Genomic DNA, 22,530 nt, shown 5'->3' on the forward strand with positions numbered 1-22,530 from the left:
CGGATGCCGCCCCCGCGTCCGGATTGTGGGCTGTCCGGCCCCCCATGATCAGGTTCGCCCGTCCCCGGCCTGTTTCTCAGGGGACGACCGTGACGTCGAAGAAGATGCCGCTGAGCTGGGGCATGTAGTGGTTGCCGTCCCTGTCGACCATCTTCCAGTAGACCTTGCATCTCGTCGGTTCCTTCGGTGCCTGCACCTCCACGCTCACCAGGGCCGACCCGCCCGGATCCGTGTCGGGCAGCCGTACGCTCCGCTCCGTCTGGCACAGATCCTCGCCGTCCCACGGCCACTGGCGGTACAGGAAGCGGTCCCGCCAGGGGACCGTGCCGACGTTGTCGAGCTGCCAGGTCTTGACGAACTTCTCGCCGACCCGGACCGTGCTGCCGTCGGGGTAGGTCACGTCCTTGGCGAGCCGCGACTTGTCGCCGGGGATGGGACGGACCAGGTGGGACTCGGGGGGACTCTGGACAGGACGCCCCAGCCACAGGTAGACGCCGATCGCGGCCAGGCAGGCGATCGCGACGGCGAGCGCGGTACGGCGTGCGCGCGACCCCAGAAGTCCCGGCCCCCGGCGCCCCACCGCCTGCGGCACGCCGGCCTCGCCGTCACCGCCCTCCCGATGGGCTCCGCCCTGGCCGTCACCATCCTCCTGAGGCGTTCCCTCCTCGCGATCATCGTCCTCCCGAAGGATTCCCCCTTCACCATCACCGCCTTCCGGAGAGGTTCCGCCTTCGCCTTTCCGAGAGGTTCCGTCTTCGCCGTCCTCTGGCCCCGCCCCGCTCTCGCGGGATCCGGCCTCACGCTTCCCGTCCCGTGCGTGGGACGGGACGGCCGATCCGCTCTCCTGGGTGAGGACGGCCGGGTCCGGCGAATCAGGCCCGGCAGCCAGGATCTCCTGGTGCAGGCCGCGCAGTTCCGGCCTCGGATCGGTGCCGAGCTCGTCGCGCAGGGTCCTGCGGAGTCGTTCGTAGAGCGTGAGCGCCTCAGCGGACCTGCCGGTCGCGTGCAGGACGCGCATCAGCTGGTGGTGCAACGGCTCACGCAGCGGATTACGGTTCGCCAGCGCGACCAGGTCGGCGACCATGGTCGCGGGGATTCCCGCCCCCGACAGGCTCACCTCCGCGTACGCCTCCATGGCCGACAGGCGCAGCTCCTGCGCGTGCGCCACCTGCTCGAGGACACACGGCGTCTGCGGTACGTCGCTGAACGGCTCGCCCCGCCATAGCGCCAGTCCCTCCCGCAGCGCCTTCGCCGCGGCCTCGTGAGTCTCCGCGTGGTCGGCCAGGGACAGCGCCTCCTGCAGGCGCGATAAGTCGGTGCCCGTTTCGCCAAGGTTGAGCCCGTAGCCGCCTGACCGGCTGTACAGCACCGGTTCCGCCTCGGCGGGAGCGGTGATGGAACGCAGCAGTGCGCGCAGTCGGGAGGCCCGTACCTGGACCGCGTTCGCCGGATCGGCGGGCAGCCGGTCGGGCCAGAGGGCATTGGCGAGATGCTCGGTCGAGACCAGCTCGCCGGGATGGGCGAGCAGCTCGCCGAGGAAGGCACGATCTTTGGCGGCGCTGGGGGCGGTGGACTGCCCCTGATAAGTAATCGTCAGGGAACCCAGCACGAGAAAGTCCACGGGGTGGAGTATCGCAGCTTTTCATTTTGTGTTGCATTTATGGTCACCCCCTTCGGCAGGACCCGACCCGGGCACACCGGCGGCCGTTCCGGCTACGGCTTGGCCAACCCGATGTCCGGACTGGGACCCGCCCCACCCCATCCCGTTGGGACTGTTTTTGGCTTGGGCGCGCCGGTGTCTGGACTGAGGAGCGAAGGAGCGAAGCGGATGAGCGACGAGGGAAGACACCGGCACCGGGGGCGCCCAAGCCCGCGACGCCGCCAGGCGTCGCAAATAAGCACAGCAATAAAATCCGCAGATGACCGTCCTTCTGCCCGGTGTGGCTCTCACCGACCACGTGTTCACCGTCCCCCTCGATCACGCCGCCCCAGATGGCGAGACGATCGAGGTCTTCGCCCGCGAGGCGGTCGACCCGGCGAAGCAGGACCGGGATCTGCCATGGCTGGTCTACTTCCAGGGCGGTCCGGGCGGCAAGTCTCCCAGACCGGCGTCGGCGGACGGCTGGCTCGGACACGCGTTGAAGACCCACCGGGTGCTCCTGCTCGACCAGCGGGGGACGGGCCGCAGCACCCCCCTCACCGCCAAGACGGTGACCGGAACGGACGCCGAGCTGGCCGCCCGTTTGAGGCACTTCCGCGCTGACGCGATCGTCGCGGACGCCGAGGTGATCCGGCGTGAGCTCGCCGGTGACCGGCCGTGGGAGACTCTCGGCCAGAGCTACGGCGGGTTCATCACGGTGACCTACCTCTCCAGGGCTCCCGAAGGGCTGGTGGCCTGTTACGTGTCCGGAGGGCTTCCCGGGCTCGACGCGACCGCCGACGACGTCTACTCCCGCACCTATCCTCGGGTTCGCGGCAAGGTGGACCGGTTCTTCGCCCGCTACCCCGAGGACTCGGCCAGGCTGGACGCGATCGCCGCCCACCTGCGCCGCGAGGAGGTCAGGCTCCCCGACGGTGATGTGCTGAGCGTGCGCCGCCTGCAGACCATGGGCACCTGCCTGGGGATGAGCGACGGCGCCGACTACCTGCACTGGGTCCTTGACGAGGCGTGGACCGGCGGCAAGCTCTCCGACCTGTTCCTCTACGAGGCCATGATGGCCACCGGCTTCGTCGGCAACCCGCTCTACGCGGTCCTACATGAGCCGATCTACGCCCAGGGGGCCGCGACCGCGTGGGCCGCGCACCGGTTGCTGCCCGCAGAGTTCGCCGAGGACGCCCTGCCCCTGCTTCCCACCGGAGAGATGATCTATCCCTGGATGTTCGACGAGATCTCGGCGCTGCGCCCCTTCAAGGGCGCCGCGGAGATTCTCGCCGCCGACTCCGCCTGGCCCGCTCTCTACGACCCGGCGCGGTTGGCCGCCAACCGGGTCCCGGTCGCGGCCGTCGTCTACTACGACGACATGTACGTCGACGAGGACCTGTCCGTGCGGACCGCCCGCACGGTCGGCAACGTGCGGACCTGGGTGACCAACGAGTGGGAGCACGACGGCGTCCGCGCCTCGGGAGACCGTGTCCTGAAGCGCCTGATGGACATGGTCGGCGGCGTCCACGGCTGAGGGGGCTCCTCCACGGCTGAAGGGGAGACTTCCAGGGCCTGACGTCCCCGCCGGGGCGTCCCGGGCCTCACGGCCTCCCTTCCCGCCTAGGTCCTCAGGTGGGAAGTTCGGTGAGCGGCAGCCGTACCTGGAAGCGGGTGTTCCCGGGCACCGACTCGACGCGCAGGTCGCCGCCGTGGCGGCCCGCGACGATGCGGAAGGAGATGTCCAGGCCGAGGCCCGTCCCCTGGCCGACGGCCTTCGTCGTGAAGAACGGCTCGAAGATCCGCTCACGCAGGTGCTCGGGAACGCCGGGCCCCGTGTCGCAGATCTCGATCAGCGCGGTGGTCTCGTGTTCGAGGCGGGTGCGGACGGTGAGCGTGCCGTTGCCCGCCATCGCGTCCAGTGCGTTGTGGATCAGGTTGGTCCACACCTGGTTGAGCTCTCCGGCGTAGCCGGGCAGCGGCGGCAGGTCGGGGGCGTAGTCGGTGGCCACGGTGATTCCTGGCGGGATCTTGCCACGGAACATGGTGAGCGTGCTGTCCAGCAACTCCCGCACGTCGATCGTCTGGTACGGCGCGCGGTCCATCTGGGAGTACTGCTTGGCCGAGGCGAGCAGCGTGGTGATCCGCTCGGTCGCGTCGGTCACCTCGTCGAGCATCTGGGAGATTTCGATGGCCTCCGACAGCCAGCGCACCGCGCCTGCCAGATGCTCCTGTCCGACCTTCGTCCTGACCTTCTCCAGGCTCTCCGGCCCGAACCCGGCGCTCACCAGTGGTGACGCCAGCTCCCAGCCGTCCTCGATCCCGGCCTCCTCAAGGGCGTCGCCCAGCTCGTCCTCGGCGTCGGAGGTCTCGAGCGGGGTGCGCGCGGGCACGTTTCCGACGCTCTCCGCGCAGCTCTCCTGCAGGTCGACCAGCGCGCGCAGCCGCTTTGGCGGGATGCCGCTCTCCGCCAGGTCGGCGAGCTCCCGCCGGGCCGTTTTGATCTTGTCTCGTAGCTCGCCGACCGCGCGCACGGCCGCCGCCGCCGGGTTGTTGAGCTCGTGGGTGAGCCCGGCGGTGATCGTGCCGAGCGCGGTCAGCCGCTGCCGCCTGTCGATGAGCTCCCGCTGGGCGAGGCCGCCGAGACGCACTCCATCGAGCAGGTGCACCGCCATTGGGAACCACTCGGTGAGGATCTTGCCGTACTTCTTCGCGGGGAGCACGAAGAGCCGCGAGGGCTTGATCGCGCGCAGCGAGTGGGCGTAGGTCTCCGGGGCGCGCTCGCCCAAGTAGGCCAGGGTCGCCCCGGCGTAGACGCCGACCTGCGAGGTCGGGGTCATGGTCACCAGCCCCGCCGGGGTGTCGGTGGACATGACGATCTCGCCGTCGATGAGCACGACGAAGCACTCGGCGGGATCGCCCTGCCGGATGATCATCTCGCCCGCGTCGAACTCGCGCTCCTCGCCGTACGTGGCCAGCCACTGCAGCTTCTCGTCGTCGAGTTTCTCGAACAGGAACAGCCCGCGTAGCACGTCCGTGCTGGTCATGAGGCCTCCTTCGTCACCCACGGCCCAGGGACGGCGCCCCGGGGAGCTCCCGTCCCCGGTCGTGTCCTCGCCGTCCTCGCCGTCCCCGCCGTTCTCGGGTTCCCGTCCGGTCATGTCTTCTCCAGGTAGCGGTGCACCAGGGCGACGGCCATGGCTCCCTCGCCCACCGCGGAGGCGACCCGTTTGATCGAGTCGGCCCTGACGTCCCCGGCGGCGAACACGCCGGGCACGTTGGTCTCCAGGTGGTACGGCTCACGCCGTAGCGGCCAGTTGCGAGGGCGGCTCCCCGCCGCGGTCAGGTCGGGCCCGGTGAGGACGAAGCCTCTCCTGTCCCGCTCGATCGTGTCACCGAGCCAGTCGGTGTACGGCTCGGCGCCGATGAAGACGAACAGCCACTCGGTCTCGACCGTGCGCTCGCCCTCGGGGCCCTTGAGGGTGAGCCGTTCCAGGTGGTCGCCGCCCTCCGCGCCGACCACCTCGGTCTCGGTGTGCACCTCGATGTTCCCGATCTGCGAGATCTGCTCGATCAGGTAGTGCGACATGGACCTTTCGAGCCCGTCGCCCCTGACGATCAGATGGACCTTGCAGGCGTACCCGGACAGGTAGACCGCGCCCTGCCCGGCCGAGTTGGCCGCGCCGACGATGTAGACCTCCCGGTCGCGGCACTCGGGCGCCTCGGTCACCGCGGCGCCGTAGTAGGTTCCCCGGCCCACGAAGTCGTCGAGCCCCGGGGCGGTCAGCCTGCGGTAGGAGACGCCGGTGGCGAGGATCACGGTGTGCGCGGCGATGCTGCCTCCGTCGGCGAAGCCGACGACCCGGGCTTGACCCTTGACCTCCAGGCTGGTGACCGTACGGGCGGTCAACAGCTCGGCGCCGAACTTCAGGGCCTGGCGGCGGGCGCGGTCGGCGAGCTGCGCACCGGAGACGCCGTCGGGGAAGCCCAGGTAGTTCTCGATGCGGGAGCTCTGGCCCGCCTGTCCGCCGGAGGCGTGCTGCTCGACCATCACCGTGCGCAGCCCCTCCGATGCCCCGTAGACCGCGGCGCCGAGCCCGCCGGGGCCGCCGCCGATGACGATCAGGTCGTAGAAGTCGGTCGCGGGAGCGGTGGACAGGCCGACGGCCGCGGCCAGCGTCGAGGTGTCGGGGGCGGTGAGCTTCGTGCCCTCGCCGGTGATGACCAGTGGCAGCCTGGCCGGGCTGACCTCGCCGCCCTCCTCGTCCTCGCCCGCGGCGGCGAGCAACTGCGCGCCCTCGGGGGAGTCGGCCAGCAGCCAGCGGTAGGGCACCTGGTTGCGGGACAGGAAGTCGCGGACCTCGTACGACCTCGCCGACCAGCGTGCCCCGACAACCCGCAGTTCGTCGGACTCGCGCCGCTCGGCCCGCTGCCAGGCGTCGAGCAGCGAGTCGAGCACCGGGTAGAACTTCTCCTCCGGCGGGTCCCACGGCTTGAGCATGTAGTGGTCGAGGTCCACGACGTTGATCGCCTGGATCGCCGCCTCCGTGTCGGCGTAGGCGGTGAGCAGCACGCGCCTGGCGTATGGATACAGGTCCATCGCCTGTTCCAGGAACTCCACGCCGTTCATCTGGGGCATCCGATAGTCGGCCAGGATCGCCGCGACGTCGTCGCCACGTAGCCGCATCTCGCGCACGCTGTCCATGCCCTGCGTCGCGGTGTCGGCCCTGACGATGCGGTAGGACTGGCCGTACCGGCGCCTCAGGTCACGTGCGACGGCACGCGAGACGCCCGGATCGTCATCGACCGTTACGATGACCGGTTTGTCCATGATCCGCCTTCCCCCGATCGTATGACACCCTCTTTATGAAGGATGTCATATTCCGCGACGGCGATCACCTGCTCCAACCGTCACAGGTCAGGCATCCCCACGGCCCGGAGCAGGGCGGCCGGATGGCCGTGGGCGGCGCGCAGGCGCATCAGATCCGGATCGTTGCTCCAGAACTTGTGCAGCGAGTCGTGGCCCATCCGGTCGGCGATGATCTGCAGGGCGATGTCGTGCTTGATGTACTCGACCGACATCAGCACCACGGCCGGGTCCTCGGTGTAGACGCCCCAGGCGGAGCCGTTCACGAACCCGCCGATCAGGACCTCCTTGCCGTCGCCGACGACCACCAGGAGGCTGCAGCCCAGGTTGTTCGCGACCGAGTCGGGCACGGGGAAGCGGTGTTCGTACAGGTAGCCGATCGGGGCCTCGGCCGGTCCGAAGTGCACGACCGACACCTCGACCCCGCGCTCGACTGCCCGGCTGACCAACGGGGAAAGCTGTTTCATCTCGTCGGGCCAGATCGACAGGAACAGGTCGGTGCGCGCAGCGGCGACCACGTCCTCCGCCCGTGCGAGCACCGCCTCCGTGCCCTTGAGGTTGTGGATTATGTGCGCCCCTGGAGGAGCCACGATCGTGGGCAGCGAGGCCTGCAGCGACTCGATCGAGTCGTCGAACTCCCTGCGCATGCGCTCGAGCAGTGATCTTGGCGGCAGAGGCAGGTAACCGACGGCCTCCTCGGGGCCACGCAGCTCGTAGGCCGCGCCCTTGGCGACCAGCTTGCCCAGTGTCTCGTAGACGGTGCTCCGTGGCACGCCTGAGCGTTTGGCCACCTCATAACCGTTGATGGGCTGACCAGCGACCACCAACGTGACATACGCCTTGGCCTCGTAACCCGACATGCCCAGGCGCTGCAATTGCTCAACGACGTCCCGCATCGCAGTTATGGTACGGCTCACGGCACCTGTTTAGCGTTGTCCTAAAGCACATTATTTGGCGCAGTGTTGGTCGTTTTGGAGTATGCCGCTGGAAACGACCGTCATGAATGGCCCCTGACCAGCGCTCCCGCGTCCGCCTCCGGGAGCCCGGCGCTCCTGAACTCCGCTCAGGGCACCGCGGAAGGACCCCAGACAACGCGGAAGGCCGCGGCCACCCCCGGCAGGGTGGTCGCGGCCTCGCGTGCGCGGATCAGACCTGGCCGGCCTTCTCCAGAGCGGAGCAGCAGGTGTCGACGATGAGACGCGTCACCAGGTAGGGGTCGACGTTGGCGTTGGGGCGACGGTCCTCGATGTAGCCCTTCTTCTCCACCTCGACCTGCCACGGGATGCGGACGGAGGCACCGCGGTCGGAGACGCCGTAGCTGAACTTGTTCCACGGGGCGGTCTCGTGGTGGCCGGTGAGGCGCTCCTCGATGCCGGCGCCGTAGTGCTTGACGTGCTCGGGAGCGTTCGCGGCGAGGGCCTCGCAGGCGGTGATGATCGGGTCGTAGCCCTCGCGCATCGCCTTGGTCGAGAAGTTGGTGTGCGCGCCGGCGCCGTTCCAGTCGCCCTTCACCGGCTTGGCGTCGAGCGTGGCGGCGATGTTGAAGTCCTCGGCGACGCGGTAGAGCAGCCAGCGGGCGATCCACAGGTGGTCGGCCACCTCGATCGGGCCCGCCGGGCCAACCTGGAACTCCCACTGACCGGGCATGACCTCGGCGTTGATGCCGGAGATCGCCAGACCGGCCTCGAGGCACAGGTCGAGGTGCTTCTCGACGACCTCGCGGCCGAAGACCTCGTCGGCGCCGACGCCGCAGTAGTAACCGCCCTGCGGGGCGGGGAAGCCGCCGATCGGGAAGCCGAGCGGGCGACCCTCCTTGAAGAAGGTGTACTCCTGCTCGATGCCGAACCAGGACTCCTGGTCGGCGAACTTCTCGGCGACCTCGACGAGGGCGGCGCGGGTGTTGCTGGAGTGCGGGGTCATGTCGATGTCGAGGACCTCGCAGAGCACCAGCACATTGGCGCCGCCGCGGATCGGGTCCGGACAGGTGAACACCGGCTTGAGCACGCGGTCGGAGGCGCCGCCGTCGGCCTGGTTGGTGCTGGACCCGTCGAAGCCCCAGATCGGGAGCTCCGCGCCGTCGGCCAGGATCCTCGTCTTCGAACGGAGCTTCGCGGTCGGCTCGGTGCCGTCGATCCAGATGTACTCAGCCTTGAAGGTCATCGCCGGAATCCTTGAGGAGGGAGGGGTCTGCTGCCCTCAAAGAGTCGCAAGTCGCGATTTCGCATCTGTTGCCCTTGTGTGAACGGGATGTTACTCAGCTCCGGTCAGCCGGGCGAACTCTTGGGAAAAGCGTTAAACATCCTTGTTCATAGGCTTTGAGCTGCTCATATGGAGATCAGTGCGGGTCCGTGTGAGTCCTGTCACTCCGGCCAGGTGAGCCCGTACGGCCTGCGGTACGCCGTGATGACCTTCCGTGCCCGGTAGTGCGGTGACGACGGGCTCGTCACCCGGCATCCGGACCGCGTCGGCGTAACTGATCGGCTTGGCCACCGCCGCTCCTTCGCCACTTTCGCCGGGGAGTCACCATCATGCCGATCGGTCCTGCTCCGTGTCGCCGATCTCGAAAACACGGGCCGAGGCGGACTCGTGGGCGAGACGGCGCAGGACGTCGAGGACCCGGCCGTGCACGACGGTGCCGACGACCAGGGCCTCGACCGCCGTCTCGCGGGGGCCGTCCAGGGGGATGGTGTCGATCTCGTGCTCGACCAGCGCGGCCGCGGCCTTCGCGTACGGCTGCAGGGCCTCGCCGGTCGCGGGCATGCCGAGACTGCTGAGGGTGTGGACGGCCTGGGCCAGCTCGTTGCGGGTCGGGGCCCACGGCTCTATCCGCCAGCCGAGGTCGGAGATCAGGCGGTCGGCCTCGGCGCGGGCACGCCGCCAGTCCTCGTCGTCGGCGTGGGGGGCGACGGCGGGGGCGATGGCGTAGTGGGCGGTGCCCAGCACGCGGTGCATGCTCAGCTTCTCGTCGTCGACGGCGGCGAGCACCCGGCCGATGGAGGCGATGGGCAGCCGTCCGACCTCGAGCAACGCGCGGATCAGCCGCAACCTGCGCACGTGGGCCTCGCCGTACTCCGCCCTGGTGGCCGAGGTCTGTTCGCCAGAGGGGAGCAGACCTTCGCGCAGGTAGTACTTGATCGTGGGGATGGGAACGCCCGACGTGGCGCTGAGCTGGGATATCCGCATAATTAGATAGTATAACTAGCTAATAGGTGCGCACTCCCTAACTACTCCCAGTGTACCCGGGCCTCTTGCTCGTTCTGGCAACGGACAGTAATGTGATCATTACTGTCCGTTGCGGTGGGGGTGGCCGTGAGTGCTGGTCCGGAGAGCGGCGCGGCCCGGCCGTCCCGGCGCGAGCTGCTGCGCGGTGCCGTCCTGGCCGGGCTCTGCCCGCCCGCGCTGTCCGCGTGCGTCGGTAACCCCGGCCCCGCACCCCGCGCCCCCGCCTCCGGCGCGACCAGCGCCGCCAACCCCCTCGGCCTCGTCGAAGACGGCCCCCTCGAGGTCTGGATCTTCGACGGAGGCCTCGGTGACGGCTACGCCAGGACCATCCACGAGCCGCTGGTCGCGAGCAGGTTCCCGAGGCTCGGGATCAGGCACAACGCGACCAAGGAGATCGCCAAGACCCTCCAGCCGCGTTTCGCCGGAGGCGACCCGCCCGAGGTCGTCGACAACTCCGGCGCCGGCGCCATGGAGTTCGGCGCGCTGGTCCAGGACGGCCAGCTCACCGATCTGACACCGCTCTACGATGCGCCGAGCTGGGACGACCCCGCCGTCACGGTGCGCGAGACCGTCGATCCCGTGGCGATCGAGCTGGGCAGCTACGACGGCAGGCCGTACGTCATGAACTACACGAACACCGTCTGGGGCATCTGGTACTCCCGCAGCCTTTTCGAGGCCGAGGGCTGGCAGGTGCCCAGGACGTGGGCGCGGTTCCTCGAGCTCTGCGAGAGCATCAAGCGGTCGGGCGGGATCGCGCCGTTCACCTACGCGGGCAGACACCCCCAGTACATCTACGAGGCTATTCTCACCCTCGCCGCGAAGATCGGCGGCAGGCAGGTGCTGAGAGACATCGACAATCTCGAGGAGGGCGCCTGGCGGGCCGAGCCCGTCAGGCAGGCCGCGGCCGCGTTCGCCGAGATCGGGGCGAAGTACCTCCTCCAGGGCACCGCGGGCCTCGACCACGTCCAGACCCAGACCGCGCAGAACAGGGGGCGGGTCGCCATGCTGCCCTGTGGGTCCTGGCTGGAGAACGAGCAGCGGGGCTCGGCCCCGGAGGGCTTCGGCTACGCCATGTTCCCGCTGCCCGACTTCGGGCCCTCCGACGCCATGCCGTACGGCACGCTGCACGCCCAGCCCGGCGAGGAGTACATCGTGCCCGCGGGGTCGGCCAATCCCAGAGCGGGCCTTGAGTACCTCCGGGCGATGCTCTCCAGGCAGGCGGCGGGGAGGTTCACCGAGGCGGTCTCCACGCTCACCGTCGTCAAGGGGGCGAGCGAGGGCCGCGTGCTCGGCCAGGGGCTGAGGAGCGCGTCCGCCGCCCTCGTTGCCGCGGGCGAGAACGTCGTCTCGTTCCTGTTCCGCAAGTGGTACTCCGAGCTGCACGACGAGGTGGCCGCGGTGTCCGGGCAGCTGATGAACGGCGGGCTCACCGTCGAGCAGTGGGTGGACCGCGCCCAGCGCAAGGCCGACATGCTCAGGGCCGATCCCTCGGTGCGGAAGTTCACGAGGTAGCGGGTGGACCACGGCAGGAGGCGGTTCGTCGCGGGGTTCCTGGCGGTCCCGATTGTGCTGTACGCGACCTATGTGATCGTCCCCAGCGCGCAGGCGTTCCTCGTCGCGCTCACCGACTGGCGCGGGGTGAACGCGACCCCGCGGTTCGTGGGGACGGACAACTTTCGCAGGCTCCTCGACGACGACGCCTTCCTCAGGGCGGCGGGTCACAATCTGCTGCTGCTGGTGCTGCTGCCGCCTCTCACCATCGCGCTCGCGCTCCTGTTCGCCTGCCTGCTCACCGGCGGCGGGGGAGCGAGGCGCGGAGCGGTCCGGGGCGCAGGGTTCTACCGGGTGGTGTTCTTCTTCCCCCAGGTGCCGGCCGTCGTCCTGGTCGCCGTCCTGTTCCAACAGGTCTTCAGGCCGGACCGGAGCGGCATGCTCAACGCCCCGCTGGTCGCCATGGGGTTCGAGCCGATCGGCTTCCTGTCCGAAACCGGCGTCGCGCTCTGGGCGGTTCTCTGCGTGCTGGTCTGGCAGGCGGTCGGGTTCTACGTGGTGCTCTTCTCCGCGGGCATCGCCTCCATCCCGCGTGAGCTGTTCGAGGCGGCGGCCCTCGACGGTGCGGAGGGGGCACGGCTCTTCCTCGGGATCACGCTGCCCCTCCTGCGGGACACCGTCCAGGCGGGCTGGGTCTACCTGGGCATCGCGGCGCTCGACGTCTTCGCCGTCGTGTGGGTGATGACGGCCGAGCACGGTGGTCCCGACCACTCGACGACCGTGATGGCGGCGGAGGTCTACCGCAACGCCTTCCAGTACTTCAGATTCGGTTACGCCTGCGCGATGGGCGTGGTGCTGTTCCTGTTCACCGTCGGGTTCGCGGTGTTCGCTCTGCGCCTGTCGCGACGTGAGCGGATCGAACTCGGGTGAGGGGGCGTTCCGGTGGGAGCGGGGCCTCAGCGGGGCGGGGGCGTTCCGGTGGAGGCGAGGCCTTGGTGGGGTGGGGGCGTTCCCGCGGGGGAGGGGCTCCCGTGGGGGCGAGGCTCCTGGCGGGCATGGCGCACGCCGCCCTGCTGGTGTGGACCGTCCTGGTCACGGTGCCGATCGTGTGGACGTTCCTGGCGTCGGTGAAGAGTGAGGACGAGATCTTCGCGGATGCCTGGTCACTGCCCGCCTTCCCCCGTCTCGACAACTGGGGGCGGGCCTGGGAGCAGGCGCACGTTGGCCGGTACATGGTAAACAGCGTCGTCGTCGTGGCGTGCGGCACGTTCGGCACGATGCTGTTCGGCTCGATGGCCGCCTATGCGCTCGCCCGTTACCGGTTCCGCGGTAACCGGGCCGTTCACGCCCTGTTCGTCGCGGGGCTGGCCCTGCCGGTCTACCTGATGCTGACCCCGCTGTTCTTCGTCGTGCGGAACCTGGGCGCGCTCCCGCTGATCGGCCCGTTCATCGGCCTGAACACCCACGGCGGCCTGATCCTGGTCTACATCGCCTGCTCGCTGCCGTTCACGGTGTTCTTCCTGGCGGCGTTCTTCGGGACGCTGCCGGAGACGGTGGCGGAGGCGGCCTTCGTGGACGGCGCCTCGCACACTCGGGTGTTCTTCCAGATCATGCTGCCGATGGCCAGGCCCGGCATCGTCAGCGTGACCGTCTTCAACGTGCTCGGCCAGTGGAACCAGTACCAGCTTCCACTCGTGCTGCTCCCCTCGGACCGGGACAAGTGGGTGCTCACACAGGGCATCGCCGACATTTCGACCGCCGCGGGCTACGACGCCGACTGGCCCGCGCTGTTCGCCGCGCTCGGCATGGCGATCGTCCCGATGCTCGTCGTCTACACGCTCCTGCAGGGGCAGATCCGCAGAGGGCTGACCGCGGGGGCGTTCAGATGACGTCAGCCTTTCTTTGGTAGATCGTATTTGGTGATTCATGGAGAATGGGGTAACTGTTGGGGTTTCTGAGGATAGGTTGGTTAGAAAAGTTTACTAACCAACGGGTGGAATTTTCATCTGCGACGGAGAACCTCCACCTCCCCTTGGAGAGACACATGCCCACCTTGTCTGATCGCCGTTCCGGTCGCGTCCTGGGACTCCTTCTTGCCCCCGTCCTGGCCGCCGCGCCTGGCCTGCTTGTTCTTGGGGGGCCCGCGCACGCCGCGGAGCGCTCGCCGTCCCCTTTTGTGTCCCCTTCTGCTTCTGTGTCCCCTTCTGCGTCCCCGTCTTCTGAGGACCCGTCCTCGTCTTCTGAGGACCCGTCCTCGTCTTCTGAGGACCCGTCCTCGTCTTCTGAGGACTCGTCCGCGTCCTCGGAGGATGTGACCGCTGCGGCGGCCGGCCTCAGTGACCCGGTCAAGAAGGAGATCGCGATGAAGCTGGTCTCCAGCGCGGAGAACTCCTCCCTCGATTGGAAGGCGCAGTACAAGTACATCGAGGACGTCGACGACCGCGGCTACACGGCGGGGATCATCGGGTTCTGCTCCGGCACCGGGGACATGCTCGACCTCGTCGAGCTCTACACCCGGCGCGCGCCGCAGAACGTGCTCGCCAAGTATCTGCCCGCCCTGCGCAAGGTCAACGGCACCGACTCGCACAAGGGACTGGACCCGAACTACACCAAGGACTGGGCCACCGCGGCCAAGGACAAGGTCTTCCAGAAGGCGCAGGACGACGAGCGGGACCGGGTGTACTTCAACCCCGCGGTGAGCCAGGCCAAGAAGGACGGCCTGCGCACCCTCGGCCAGTTCATCTACTACGACGCCATCGTCATGCACGGCAACGGGGACGACTCGCTCAGCTTCGGGTCGATCAGGAAGAACGCCCTGAAGAAGGCCAAGCCGCCGTCGCAGGGCGGTGACGAGGTCAAGTATCTCCACGCGTTCCTCGACGCCCGTAAGGTCGCGATGAAGGCCGAGCCGGAGCACGAGAACACCAGCCGGGTCGACACCGAGCAGCGGGTCTTTCTCAACAAGGGCAACCTCGACCTGAACACGCCGCTGTCCTGGAAGGTCTACGGCGACTCCTACACGATCAAGTAGTGTCTCGCCCCCCGGCGGCGGACGGCCCGGACGGCTGACTTCCGGCGGGGGGCACCTTCACGGTGGTCGCCCGGGGACGCCTGGCGCGGGCTGCTCGAACGCGGCGGCATCGGGTGTGGCGGCCGAACGCGGCGGCATGGGGCGTGACGGTGCCGGGCGTGACGGTGCCGGGCGGGCTCACCGAGGAGCGGTCTCGCGGGCGGGCAGGTTCTTCAGGGCCTCGCGGCGGCTCAGGCCGGTGACGCCCGTACGGTCGACGTAGCGGAGCACCTCGTGGGGGTCGGTCCAGGCGTACTCGCGCAGCGCCCAGCCGATCGCCTTGCGGGCGAAGAAGTCGGTGTCCGCCAGGCTCGGCTCGATGCAGGCGTAGAGCAGGCCGAGGTCGGTGCCGGACTTGAACCTGTTCTGGCAGAGGATGGCCGTGCGGCGCTTCCACAGGTCGTCGTCGCGGGCCCACTCCAGCATGAGGGGGCGCATCGTGCCGGGGAAGGCGGCGAGCAGGCCGCCGACGCGGTGGATGGCGAGCTCGTCGACGTAGTCCCACCAGGCTCCGGTGACGATCATCTCCTCGTACATCGGGACGGTCTCGGGGGTCTGGAATCCCCGGTACCGTCCGAAGCCGGTCAGCTCGATCGCCGCGTAGCGCTCCTCGCGGTATCCGGCCTCCCGCCACAGCGAGAGCACGCTGTCGCGCCACTGCGCCGCGTCGTCGATCGGGTGTCCGGCGAAGACCTTCCGCAGCGCCGTACGGCGGGGCGTGGCCTGGACTCCGAGGAACGGCATGTCCGACTTCATGTAGGCACGCATGGCCGGAGCCTTGTCCGGGTCGGCCACCTCGGTGAGCGCGGCCCGCACCGCGCCGTGAAGGGGGGTCATCCCTTCTGGGTGGTCCGCTCGCCGGTCGCGAGACCGTCGAAGAGGACCGTGACGTAGTGCTCGGCGAGGCCCGCGGTGTTCAGACGGCCGCCGGGCCTGAACCAGCGGACCGTGACCCAGATGCTGTCACGGATCATGCGGTAGGTGAGCTTGGGGTCGACGTCGGACCGGAGCTGGCCGACGGCCTGGCCGCGCTTGATCTGCCCGACCCACATGCGCTCGACCTCGTCCTCGGTCTTGACCAGGTAGTCGAAACGGCCGCCGGGGAGGGAACGCAGGTAGCTCCAGTCGTTCTGCATGACGGTGATCGCCGCGCGGTGTGGTTCGAGGGTGCTGAACCCGATGCGGACCATCTCTGACAGGATGGCGCGGGGCTCGCCCCCCTGTTCCAGTGCCGCGCGGTAGCGGCCGACGAGGTCGTCGAGAAAGGTGGTCAGCACCTCGTCGACGATCGTCTCCTTGGAGTCGAAGTGGTGGTACAGGCTCCCGGACAGGATGCCCGCCTCCTCCGCGATCTCGCGGACGGTGGTCGCCTGGAAGCCCTTGCGGGCGAAGAGCTCGGCGGCGAGCTTCACGAGGTGGTCGCGACGCTCGGAGGCGGAGCCGGATGGGGCCGCGCGCTTCGTCGTGCCCTGGCGTCTGACGGGGGTGGTCGTGCCGCCGGAGTTCTTTCGCGTGTTCACGCCTTCCATTATGAGTCTTTGCGCAATCGCTTGTTCGTGTGAACACGCCAGCTCATCCCGGCCTTTATTGCTTACCAAGCGTTTGTTTGGAATGTTGGAGAAGGCCGGTGACCCCGGCCGCAGATCTCGCCCGCGTCCAGCGTCCCCGTCTGGTGTCCAGCGTTCTCGCCTGGTTGTTCTCGCCCGGCCCATGGTGTGCCCGAGGGTGGGGGAGGCGCGGGGTGCACGGGAGGGGGCCGGCGGGCGGGCGTCGACTTGATGGCCGTGACCGGTCTCCTCTGGGGCCGGGCCGTCATCCTGTGCCTATGCCGGGTTTCGGGTTTCCACAAAACGGCGTGGAGGCTTGCCTCTTACCGACAAAACTCATAATCGTCACTTCCTTGGACATGTCCTATGGTCTTTCTGAAGCGCATGTTCTCGCCGCCCCCTCTCGTGACGGATACGGCCTCGATGTCGCGCGTCTCGCGGTTGGTTCCGCTGGCGGGCCGGTCGCGGTGACGCCCCCTGGCGCGTCCCGTGGCCCCCGATGACCGCCCCCCTGATGTCGCTGGAGCGCTCCCATGCACCACGTGCCACTCCAGAGTGCAGGCTCTGGGCGAAAGGCCCATGGTCAGACCCCTAGCGATAAAGAAAGTTTCCTATTAGATTTGCGCCCAAGCCTATGGGAGCGCTTCCTCCCGAGGCGCCTGAAAAACAACATGTTGTCCGCGTGTCCTCGGCATGAGATGCCGGCCGGCCGTGAGGCGAGGAGGGTGCATGAAGCGCGGCCAAGAGCTGCTTCGTCTGGCGGACACGGTTGTTCTCCCGGGATTCGAGGGCAAGTCGCCACCTGACTGGATCCGCAGACGTCTCGGTGACGGTCTGGCCGGTGTGGTGATCTTCTCCAGGAACATCGCGACTCCCTCCCAGGTCGCCGACCTCACGGCGGCCCTCCGCGCGGAGAACCCGCAGGTCCTTGTCGGCATCGACGAGGAGTCGGGGGAGGTCACGCGGCTGGAGGCCGCGGCGGGGAGCACACGCCCCGGCAACTTCGCCCTCGGCGTCGTGGACGACGTCGCGCTCACCGAGGAACTCGCCGCCGACCTCGGCCGCGACCTCGCCCTCGCGGGCGTCAACCTCGACTTCGCGCCTTCGGCCGACGTCAACTCCAATCCCGACAACCCGGTCATCGGTCTGCGGTCCTTCGGCGCCGATCCCGATCTGGTGTCCCGGCACACCGCGGCCTGGATCCGCGGTCTGCAGTCCGCGGGCGTCGCCGCCTGCGCCAAGCACTTCCCCGGGCACGGCGACACCTCCGTCGACTCCCACCACAGCGTTCCGCTGGTCCCGGCGACCATGGAGGAACTGCACGAGATCGCGCTGCGGCCCTTCCGCGCGTCCATCGCCGAGGGCGTGCGCTCGATCATGACAGGCCACCTGCTGGTCTCGGCGCTGGACCCCGGCGTGCCCGCGACGCTCAGCGGCCGCGTGTTGCACGACCTGCTCCGCGTCGAGCTCGGTTTCGAGGGCGTCATCATCACCGACGGCATCGAGATGACGGCCGTCTCCGGCCCGTACGGCATCGGCGGCGCCTCGGCGCTGGCCATCGCGGGAGGCGCGGACGCGATCTGCATCGGCGGCCAGAACGCCGACGAGCAGACCGCCGTCGATGTCCGCGACGCGATCGTGGACGCGGTCATCGAGGGCAGGCTCCCCGAGGAGAGGCTGGCCGACGCGGCCGAGCGGGTCCGTGCCCTATCCCTCTGGGCGGCGTCGGCCGCGCAGCGGCGTGACTCCGTGCCCCCGATTCCCGGCGAGGTGTCCATCGGCCTCGAGGCCGCCAGGCGCGCCCTGCGGATCACCCGTCGCTCGGCGACCGCGGCCCTTCCCCTGTCCGCCCCGCCCCACGTGCTCGAACTGGCCCCCGAGATGAATCTGGCCATCGAGAAGGACACGCCCTGGGGCGTCGGTGAGCCGCTCGGCAAGCTCCTGCCCGGTACCACGGTGACGCGCCTGGGTGCCTCGGCCGCAACCGGCGGCGCGGTCGAGGCCGTCCTGGCGGCCGCGGCCGATCGCCCGCTGGTCGCCGTCGTCCGCGACGCGCACCGTCACCCCTGGCAGATGGACGCCCTGCAGCACCTCCTGGCCGCGCGTCCCGACACCGTCGTGGTCGAGATGGGCCTGCCCGGCCGTTCCGACCTCGGCGCGATCCACATCGCCACCCACGGGTCGGCCAAGGTGTGCGGCCAGGCCGCCGCCGAGGTTCTGGCCGGAGACGTCCAGCTCTGACGTCCGGTACGGGGTCCCGCTTCCGCCCGCGAGCGGAAGCGGACCCCGTCCTGCGCCTCCCCATCGACCCAACCCTCCCTCCCCCCGCCTCCGTTTCCCGCCAGCGGATCCCCTTCTCACCGTCTCCGTTTCCGCTGGTTGGGTCCCTTTCCTGTCGTCTCTGTTTCCCACTGGCCGGGTTCCCTTCCCGCGGTCTCCGTTTCCCGCCGACTGGATCGCTTTCCGTCGTCTCCGTTCTTCGGCGGCTGGACCTCTCCCGCCGCCTCTGTTCTCTGTCGGCTGGGTTCCCTTCCCGCTGTCCCTGTTTCTCGGTGGCTGGATCTCTGCCGCCGCCTCTGCTTTTCGGCGGCAGGATCTCGTCTCATCTCCTCCGCCATGTTTGGGCCTTCACGGCGCCGGTATGGCGAGTGGTGACGCGGGCCTGATCGGCGCCGGTGCGTGGTGCGCGACCTGGTGAACGTTCCCGGTCGCGGCACCCGACAGCACGGCTGAGCCGTCGCCCCGGGATCTTCGGTACGGCGACGCCGGGCCCCGAACGACGGCGAGGTTTGTCTGGACATGGCGTGTGAACTCCAGGAAAACTCTGCAGGATCGCGGCGGAAAGGACCTTGGCATGGGTGGGATCTGCGACGGGCGTGTGGTGATCGTGACCGGGGCCGGGCGGGGCATCGGACGGGAACACGCCCTGGAGTTCGCCAGGCAGGGAGCGAGGGTCGTGGTCAACGACCTCGGCACGGGGCGCGAGGGAGACGGGCGGACCGGAGGTCCTGCGCTCCAGGTGGTCGAGGAGATCCGCGACCTGGGCGGATACGCGGTGGCCAACAGCGACGACGTCGCCGACTGGGGCGGCGCGGCCAGGCTGGTCAAGATGGCGCTGAGCGCGTACGGGCGGCTGGACGTGCTGGTGAACAACGCGGGGTTCCTCCGTGACCGGACGCTGCTGTCGATGACGGAGCAGGACTGGGACGAGGTGGTCCGGGTCCATCTCAAGGGCCACTTCCTGCCGCTGCGGCACGCCGGGGCCCACTGGCGCGAGCGGTCGAGATCCGGTGCCCCCGTGGACGCCCGGGTGATCAACACCTCCTCCTCTGCGGGGCTGTTCGGTACCGTCGGTCAGGGCAACCAGGCCGCCGCGAAGGCGGGCGTCCTGGCGCTCACCCGGGTGGCCGCGGCCGAGCTCGGCCGCTACGGCGTCACGGTGAACGCGATCGCCCCCGCCGCGCGCACCCGGATGACCGAGGAGGCCCTCGCCGCCACGGCGGTCGACCCAGCAGGCGGACCCGCCGCCACATCGACCGGGCGCAGGGACGGGCGCGGGGACGGCACGGTAATGGCAGGGCCGGGGGGCGGGGGCGCCGCGACGGTGGCCGGAGCGGGGAACGGGTTCGACGCCATGGACCCGGCGAACGTGGCGCCGCTGGTCGCCTGGCTCGGTTCGGCGGGCTCCGCGCACGTCACGGGACGGGTCTTCGAGGTCGAGGGCGGGGTCATCTCGCTGGCCGACGGATGGAGACGCGGTCCCAAGATCGACAGAGGGGCTCGCTGGGAGCCCGCAGAGGTCGCGGACGCGGTCGCGAAGCTGCTCGCCGCGGCCCCGGAGCCCGAGCACGTCCGCTCCGCCTGACTCTTCGCCTCCGCTGTCGGCTCACTGCGCGACGGGTCCGAGCTCCGCTGTCGGTTCACTGCGTGACGGATCCGCGTCTCCGCTGTTCGCCCCGCCTGACCCTTCGCCTCCGGTGTCGGTTCACCGTGAGATGAACCCGCGCCCCGTTGTCCGCCGCCCGTGCCGGGGGTGATGGTGAGGGAGGGCACTTGTGTAATGTCCCTTATGTTCAATTGGTGCTGACATGGGGGCATGAATGAAGGCTTCAGCGGCGTATGTGACCTTCGCGGATCTGGACGGTTCCGACGACGAGAAGGAGATCGCCGTCCAGGCCTGGGCCGAGGCCGGTGTTAGCGGGCGCGTCGTCCTCTGGGACGATCCCGGTGTCGACTGGGCCGCGTTCGACGCCGTCGTGGTCCGCACCCCCTGGGACTACGTGGCCAGGCGGGCGGAGTTCCTCCGATGGGCGCGCAACGTCGAGTCCGTCACCCGGCTGCTCAACCCGGCGGCCGTCCTGGAGCACAACACCGACAAGACCTATCTGCGGGGCCTGACGGTGCCGACCATCCCCACCTACTGGGCCGCGCCCGGCGAGGCAGCCGATTTCCCCGTCCTCGACGAGTACGTGGTGAAGCCCTCGGTCTCGGCGGGGGCCAGGGACACCATCAGGACCGGCGACCGGGACAAGGCTGTGGCGCACGCCGCCAGGCTCACGGCCGAGGGCAGGACCGCGATGATTCAGCCTTACCTGGACATGGTCGAGGCCGAGGGGGAGACCTCGCTGCTCTACTTCGGCGGACGGTTCAGCCATGCCGTACGGCGCAACCCGATGCTCGCCGGGAAGGCGGCCGCGCCGGACGCCGACAACGCCAGGGCCGAGCTCCGCACTCCGGACGCCGACCAGCTCGCGCTCGCCGAGCGAGTGCTCGTCGAGTTCCCCCAGGTGCTCTACGCCCGTGTCGACCTGGTCCGCCTGGCCGACGGCTCCCCGGCCCTCATCGAGGTCGAGCTCACCGAGCCCTACCTGTTCCTGCGTTACGCGCCGGGCGCCGCGGACACCTTTGCCCGCGCGCTCGCGGATGCCCTCTGACCGCACGCGCGCACGTGTACGGGGCCGGTTCCGCGGAGTCCCCCATCGCGAAGGGGGCCGTGCATGTCACAGCCCGATGCCGTGCCGGTCGCGCCCTCACCGAGGGTGGGCGAGGGCGCGCCGTCCCGTCAGGCGTTCACGACGACCGTGCGGGACGTGCCTTCACAGGCCCGGCAGGCGCCCGTTGCGGAACAGGTCGACGAACAGCTGGTGGTCGGTCCTGGCCTGCGCGCCGTACGCGTGGGCGAAGTCGACGAGCACGCGGGTGAAACCGTCGGTGTCGCCGCCGATCACCTTCACGATCGCGTCCTCGGTCGAGAAGTCGACCAGGTCGTGGCTTGACTCGTCGTCGGCGACCGAGTGCATGCGGGCCACGGCCCGGCCAAGGTCGCGGATCACGGAGGCGAGCTCGTCCGGCTCGTTGACGTCACCCCAGTCGAGGTCGGCGGAGTAGGGGGAGACCTCGGCGACGAGCTGGCCGACGCCGTTCAGCGTGGTGTAGCCGAGCCAGGGGTCGGCGTAGGCCTGCAGGGCCCGCTGGGACTCGGCGGTGCGGTGGCCCTGGTGCTTGAAGTAGCCGCGCACCTTCTCGTCGGTGATGTGCCGGGCCACAGCCGGGACCTGGGCCTGCTTCATGTAGAGGATGACGTCGTTCTCCAGGGCCTGGGTGTGGCCCTCGAGCAGCATGTTGTACGACGGCAGCCCCGCGGAGCCGATGCCGACCCCCAGGCGGAGCGCGAAGTCCTTGATCTTGTGCTCGACGTCGGAGACGGCGGGAAGCGTGACGAGGTATTCCTGGAACGCCGCCTCGACGGCCCGCCGGGTCTCCTCGTCGACCGGGTAGCGGCCGTCCATGATGGCGAACCTGCGGTCGAAGTTGTCGATCGTGGTCTCGGCGTCCAGCAGCGCGACCCTGGTGTTCAGCCTGGCGACCTGCAGCACCCGGTGCAGCACGCCGGCGGTGGTCTCCAGCGTCAACGAGCCGATCGCCTCGTCCCCGCCCTCCGTGATGCCGGTCAGCTCGGTCAGGTAGGCGTGCGCGAACTCGGTCACCAGCCCGCTGATCGCCTCGTCCGACAGGGCCTTGGCGTAGCCGATGAGCGCGACGCTGGCCACGAACCGCTTGAGGTCCCAGACGTAGGGGCCGACGTAGGCCTCGTCGAAGTCGTTGACGTTGAAGACCAGGACGCCGGAGGCATTCATGTAGGTGCCGAAGTTCTCGGCGTGCAGGTCGCCGTGGATCCACACCCGGCTCGTCTGGTCGTCGAGGAAGGCCGTGTCGGCGAACGTGCCGGTCATGTCCGCATAGAACAGGCAGGCGCTGCCACGGTAGAAGGCGAAGGGAGATGCGGCCATCTTCCTGAACTTGCGCCGGAAGGCGGCGGGGTCACGCCTGATGGAGTCACCGAATTCGGTGATCAGGACATCGAGAATGTGCGTCGAGCGCCCATCGGTGGTCATGATGCGCACGTTAGAGCCACAGCCCGAAACTCCGCCAGATGCCGGGCATTACAGATCTGGAACGTACCAATCGTCTGTACCACTCCACAAGGGGTGCCAGTGAGAAAGACGATGCCGTCCCCCCGGTGGCCGTTCCCCGGTGGCCGTTGTGCAGGGGGCCGGTCGCCGCCGTCGCGCCGCTCCTCAAGACCAGCCGTCTGTCGGCCGGAGCCGTGGTCCTTGCCGCCACCTCCGCAAGGGCCGTTCGTCGCTGGCCGGCCGCGAACCCACCGTGCCGCGGCGTACCGGTACGGTCTCGA

At 69.2% G+C, this 22,530-nt stretch carries 17 protein-coding genes; 8 read left to right on the top strand and 9 right to left on the bottom strand.

Annotated features, from left to right (window positions below; all coding sequences use genetic code 11):
- Positions 1-76: 76 nt before the first annotated feature.
- Positions 77-1,621, bottom strand: a complete 1,545-nt coding sequence (locus AB0395_RS14915) for a BTAD domain-containing putative transcriptional regulator (RefSeq protein ID WP_366280824.1) — start codon at positions 1,619-1,621, stop codon at positions 77-79.
- Positions 1,622-1,919: 298 nt separating this feature from the next.
- Between AB0395_RS14915 and AB0395_RS14920 the strand changes: the two genes are divergently transcribed.
- The gene (locus tag AB0395_RS14920) at positions 1,920-3,176 is read left to right on the top strand and encodes an alpha/beta fold hydrolase (protein ID WP_366280825.1); all 1,257 of its coding nucleotides are present in this window, start codon (positions 1,920-1,922) and stop codon (positions 3,174-3,176) included.
- Between the two features lie 94 nt (positions 3,177-3,270).
- Here AB0395_RS14920 and AB0395_RS14925 read toward each other — a convergent pair whose 3' ends face one another.
- The 5 genes from AB0395_RS14925 to AB0395_RS14945 all read right to left on the bottom strand — a co-directional run bounded on the left by AB0395_RS14925 (position 3,271) and on the right by AB0395_RS14945 (position 9,689).
- Positions 3,271-4,800, bottom strand: coding sequence for an ATP-binding protein (locus tag AB0395_RS14925; RefSeq protein WP_366280827.1), 1,530 nt, complete (start codon positions 4,798-4,800; stop codon positions 3,271-3,273).
- Positions 4,797-6,470 carry an FAD-dependent oxidoreductase gene (locus tag AB0395_RS14930; RefSeq protein WP_366280828.1) on the bottom strand — a complete coding sequence of 558 codons (1,674 nt, stop codon included), beginning with the start codon at positions 6,468-6,470 and terminating at the stop codon, positions 4,797-4,799. Before AB0395_RS14930 ends, AB0395_RS14925 begins: the two co-directional genes overlap by 4 nt.
- 80 nt (positions 6,471-6,550) lie before the next feature.
- The gene (locus tag AB0395_RS14935) at positions 6,551-7,402 is read right to left on the bottom strand and encodes a helix-turn-helix domain-containing protein (protein WP_366280829.1); all 852 of its coding nucleotides are present in this window, start codon (positions 7,400-7,402) and stop codon (positions 6,551-6,553) included.
- 250 nt (positions 7,403-7,652) lie between these two features.
- Positions 7,653-8,666 (bottom strand): glutamine synthetase, encoded by a 1,014-nt coding sequence (gene glnII / locus AB0395_RS14940; protein ID WP_366280831.1) that lies wholly within the window; start codon positions 8,664-8,666, stop codon positions 7,653-7,655.
- A gap of 366 nt (positions 8,667-9,032) precedes the next feature.
- On the bottom strand, positions 9,033-9,689 hold the full coding sequence (locus AB0395_RS14945; RefSeq protein ID WP_366280833.1) for a MerR family transcriptional regulator: 657 nt from the start codon (positions 9,687-9,689) through the stop codon (positions 9,033-9,035).
- Between the two features lie 126 nt (positions 9,690-9,815).
- On the opposite strand from AB0395_RS14945, the gene ngcE reads away from it, so the two are divergent.
- The 4 genes from ngcE to AB0395_RS14965 all read left to right on the top strand — a co-directional run bounded on the left by ngcE (position 9,816) and on the right by AB0395_RS14965 (position 14,250).
- Entirely contained in the window at positions 9,816-11,240 is a 1,425-nt protein-coding gene (gene ngcE, locus AB0395_RS14950; protein WP_366280834.1) for an N-acetylglucosamine/diacetylchitobiose ABC transporter substrate-binding protein, read from the top strand.
- A gap of 3 nt (positions 11,241-11,243) precedes the next feature.
- Positions 11,244-12,149, top strand: coding sequence for a sugar ABC transporter permease (locus AB0395_RS14955; RefSeq protein ID WP_366280836.1), 906 nt, complete (start codon positions 11,244-11,246; stop codon positions 12,147-12,149).
- Between the two features lie 101 nt (positions 12,150-12,250).
- Positions 12,251-13,108: a carbohydrate ABC transporter permease gene (locus AB0395_RS14960; RefSeq protein WP_366280838.1), complete on the top strand. Its 858-nt coding sequence runs from the start codon at positions 12,251-12,253 to the stop codon at positions 13,106-13,108.
- A 473-nt stretch (positions 13,109-13,581) separates the two neighbouring features.
- The gene (locus AB0395_RS14965) at positions 13,582-14,250 is read left to right on the top strand and encodes a chitosanase (RefSeq protein ID WP_366280840.1); all 669 of its coding nucleotides are present in this window, start codon (positions 13,582-13,584) and stop codon (positions 14,248-14,250) included.
- A 177-nt stretch (positions 14,251-14,427) separates the two neighbouring features.
- Here the strand turns inward: AB0395_RS14965 and AB0395_RS14970 are convergent, their stop codons facing one another.
- A complete protein-coding gene (locus AB0395_RS14970; protein ID WP_366280842.1) occupies positions 14,428-15,126 on the bottom strand; it encodes a DNA alkylation repair protein in 699 nt (232 codons plus the stop codon).
- Positions 15,123-15,809, bottom strand: coding sequence for a TetR/AcrR family transcriptional regulator (locus AB0395_RS14975; protein WP_366280843.1), 687 nt, complete (start codon positions 15,807-15,809; stop codon positions 15,123-15,125). The genes AB0395_RS14970 and AB0395_RS14975 overlap by 4 nt, the downstream gene beginning before the upstream one ends.
- A 756-nt stretch (positions 15,810-16,565) precedes the next feature.
- Here AB0395_RS14975 and AB0395_RS14980 point away from each other — a divergent pair.
- From AB0395_RS14980 to AB0395_RS14990, 3 genes are all read left to right on the top strand, one after another.
- Positions 16,566-18,077: a glycoside hydrolase family 3 N-terminal domain-containing protein gene (locus AB0395_RS14980; protein WP_366280845.1), complete on the top strand. Its 1,512-nt coding sequence runs from the start codon at positions 16,566-16,568 to the stop codon at positions 18,075-18,077.
- 613 nt (positions 18,078-18,690) lie between these two features.
- Positions 18,691-19,701, top strand: a complete 1,011-nt coding sequence (locus AB0395_RS14985; protein ID WP_366280846.1) for an SDR family oxidoreductase — start codon at positions 18,691-18,693, stop codon at positions 19,699-19,701.
- 235 nt (positions 19,702-19,936) lie between these two features.
- Positions 19,937-20,770: a hypothetical protein gene (locus tag AB0395_RS14990; protein ID WP_366280848.1), complete on the top strand. Its 834-nt coding sequence runs from the start codon at positions 19,937-19,939 to the stop codon at positions 20,768-20,770.
- A gap of 162 nt (positions 20,771-20,932) precedes the next feature.
- Here the strand turns inward: AB0395_RS14990 and AB0395_RS14995 are convergent, their stop codons facing one another.
- Positions 20,933-22,231 (bottom strand): DUF2252 domain-containing protein, encoded by a 1,299-nt coding sequence (locus AB0395_RS14995; protein WP_366280850.1) that lies wholly within the window; start codon positions 22,229-22,231, stop codon positions 20,933-20,935.
- Positions 22,232-22,530: the final 299 nt, after the last annotated feature.

Origin of the sequence: Streptosporangium sp. NPDC051023 (assembly GCF_040689595.1) — a bacterium.
In the GTDB taxonomy this organism is placed as follows: domain Bacteria; phylum Actinomycetota; class Actinomycetes; order Streptosporangiales; family Streptosporangiaceae; genus Streptosporangium.

Coding starts and splice junctions, on each gene's coding strand:
- AB0395_RS14920 (WP_366280825.1), top strand. CDS start 1,920: ATGACCGTCCTTCTGCCCGGTGTGGCTCTCACCGACCACGTGTTCACC.
- AB0395_RS14990 (WP_366280848.1), top strand. CDS start 19,937: ATGAAGGCTTCAGCGGCGTATGTGACCTTCGCGGATCTGGACGGTTCC.
- AB0395_RS14995 (WP_366280850.1), bottom strand. CDS start 22,231: ATGACCACCGATGGGCGCTCGACGCACATTCTCGATGTCCTGATCACC.
- AB0395_RS14985 (WP_366280846.1), top strand. CDS start 18,691: ATGGGTGGGATCTGCGACGGGCGTGTGGTGATCGTGACCGGGGCCGGG.
- AB0395_RS14930 (WP_366280828.1), bottom strand. CDS start 6,470: ATGGACAAACCGGTCATCGTAACGGTCGATGACGATCCGGGCGTCTCG.
- AB0395_RS14945 (WP_366280833.1), bottom strand. CDS start 9,689: ATGCGGATATCCCAGCTCAGCGCCACGTCGGGCGTTCCCATCCCCACG.
- AB0395_RS14970 (WP_366280842.1), bottom strand. CDS start 15,126: ATGACCCCCCTTCACGGCGCGGTGCGGGCCGCGCTCACCGAGGTGGCC.
- AB0395_RS14925 (WP_366280827.1), bottom strand. CDS start 4,800: ATGACCGGACGGGAACCCGAGAACGGCGGGGACGGCGAGGACGGCGAG.
- AB0395_RS14965 (WP_366280840.1), top strand. CDS start 13,582: ATGAAGCTGGTCTCCAGCGCGGAGAACTCCTCCCTCGATTGGAAGGCG.
- AB0395_RS14980 (WP_366280845.1), top strand. CDS start 16,566: ATGAAGCGCGGCCAAGAGCTGCTTCGTCTGGCGGACACGGTTGTTCTC.
- glnII (WP_366280831.1), bottom strand. CDS start 8,666: ATGACCTTCAAGGCTGAGTACATCTGGATCGACGGCACCGAGCCGACC.
- AB0395_RS14935 (WP_366280829.1), bottom strand. CDS start 7,402: ATGCGGGACGTCGTTGAGCAATTGCAGCGCCTGGGCATGTCGGGTTAC.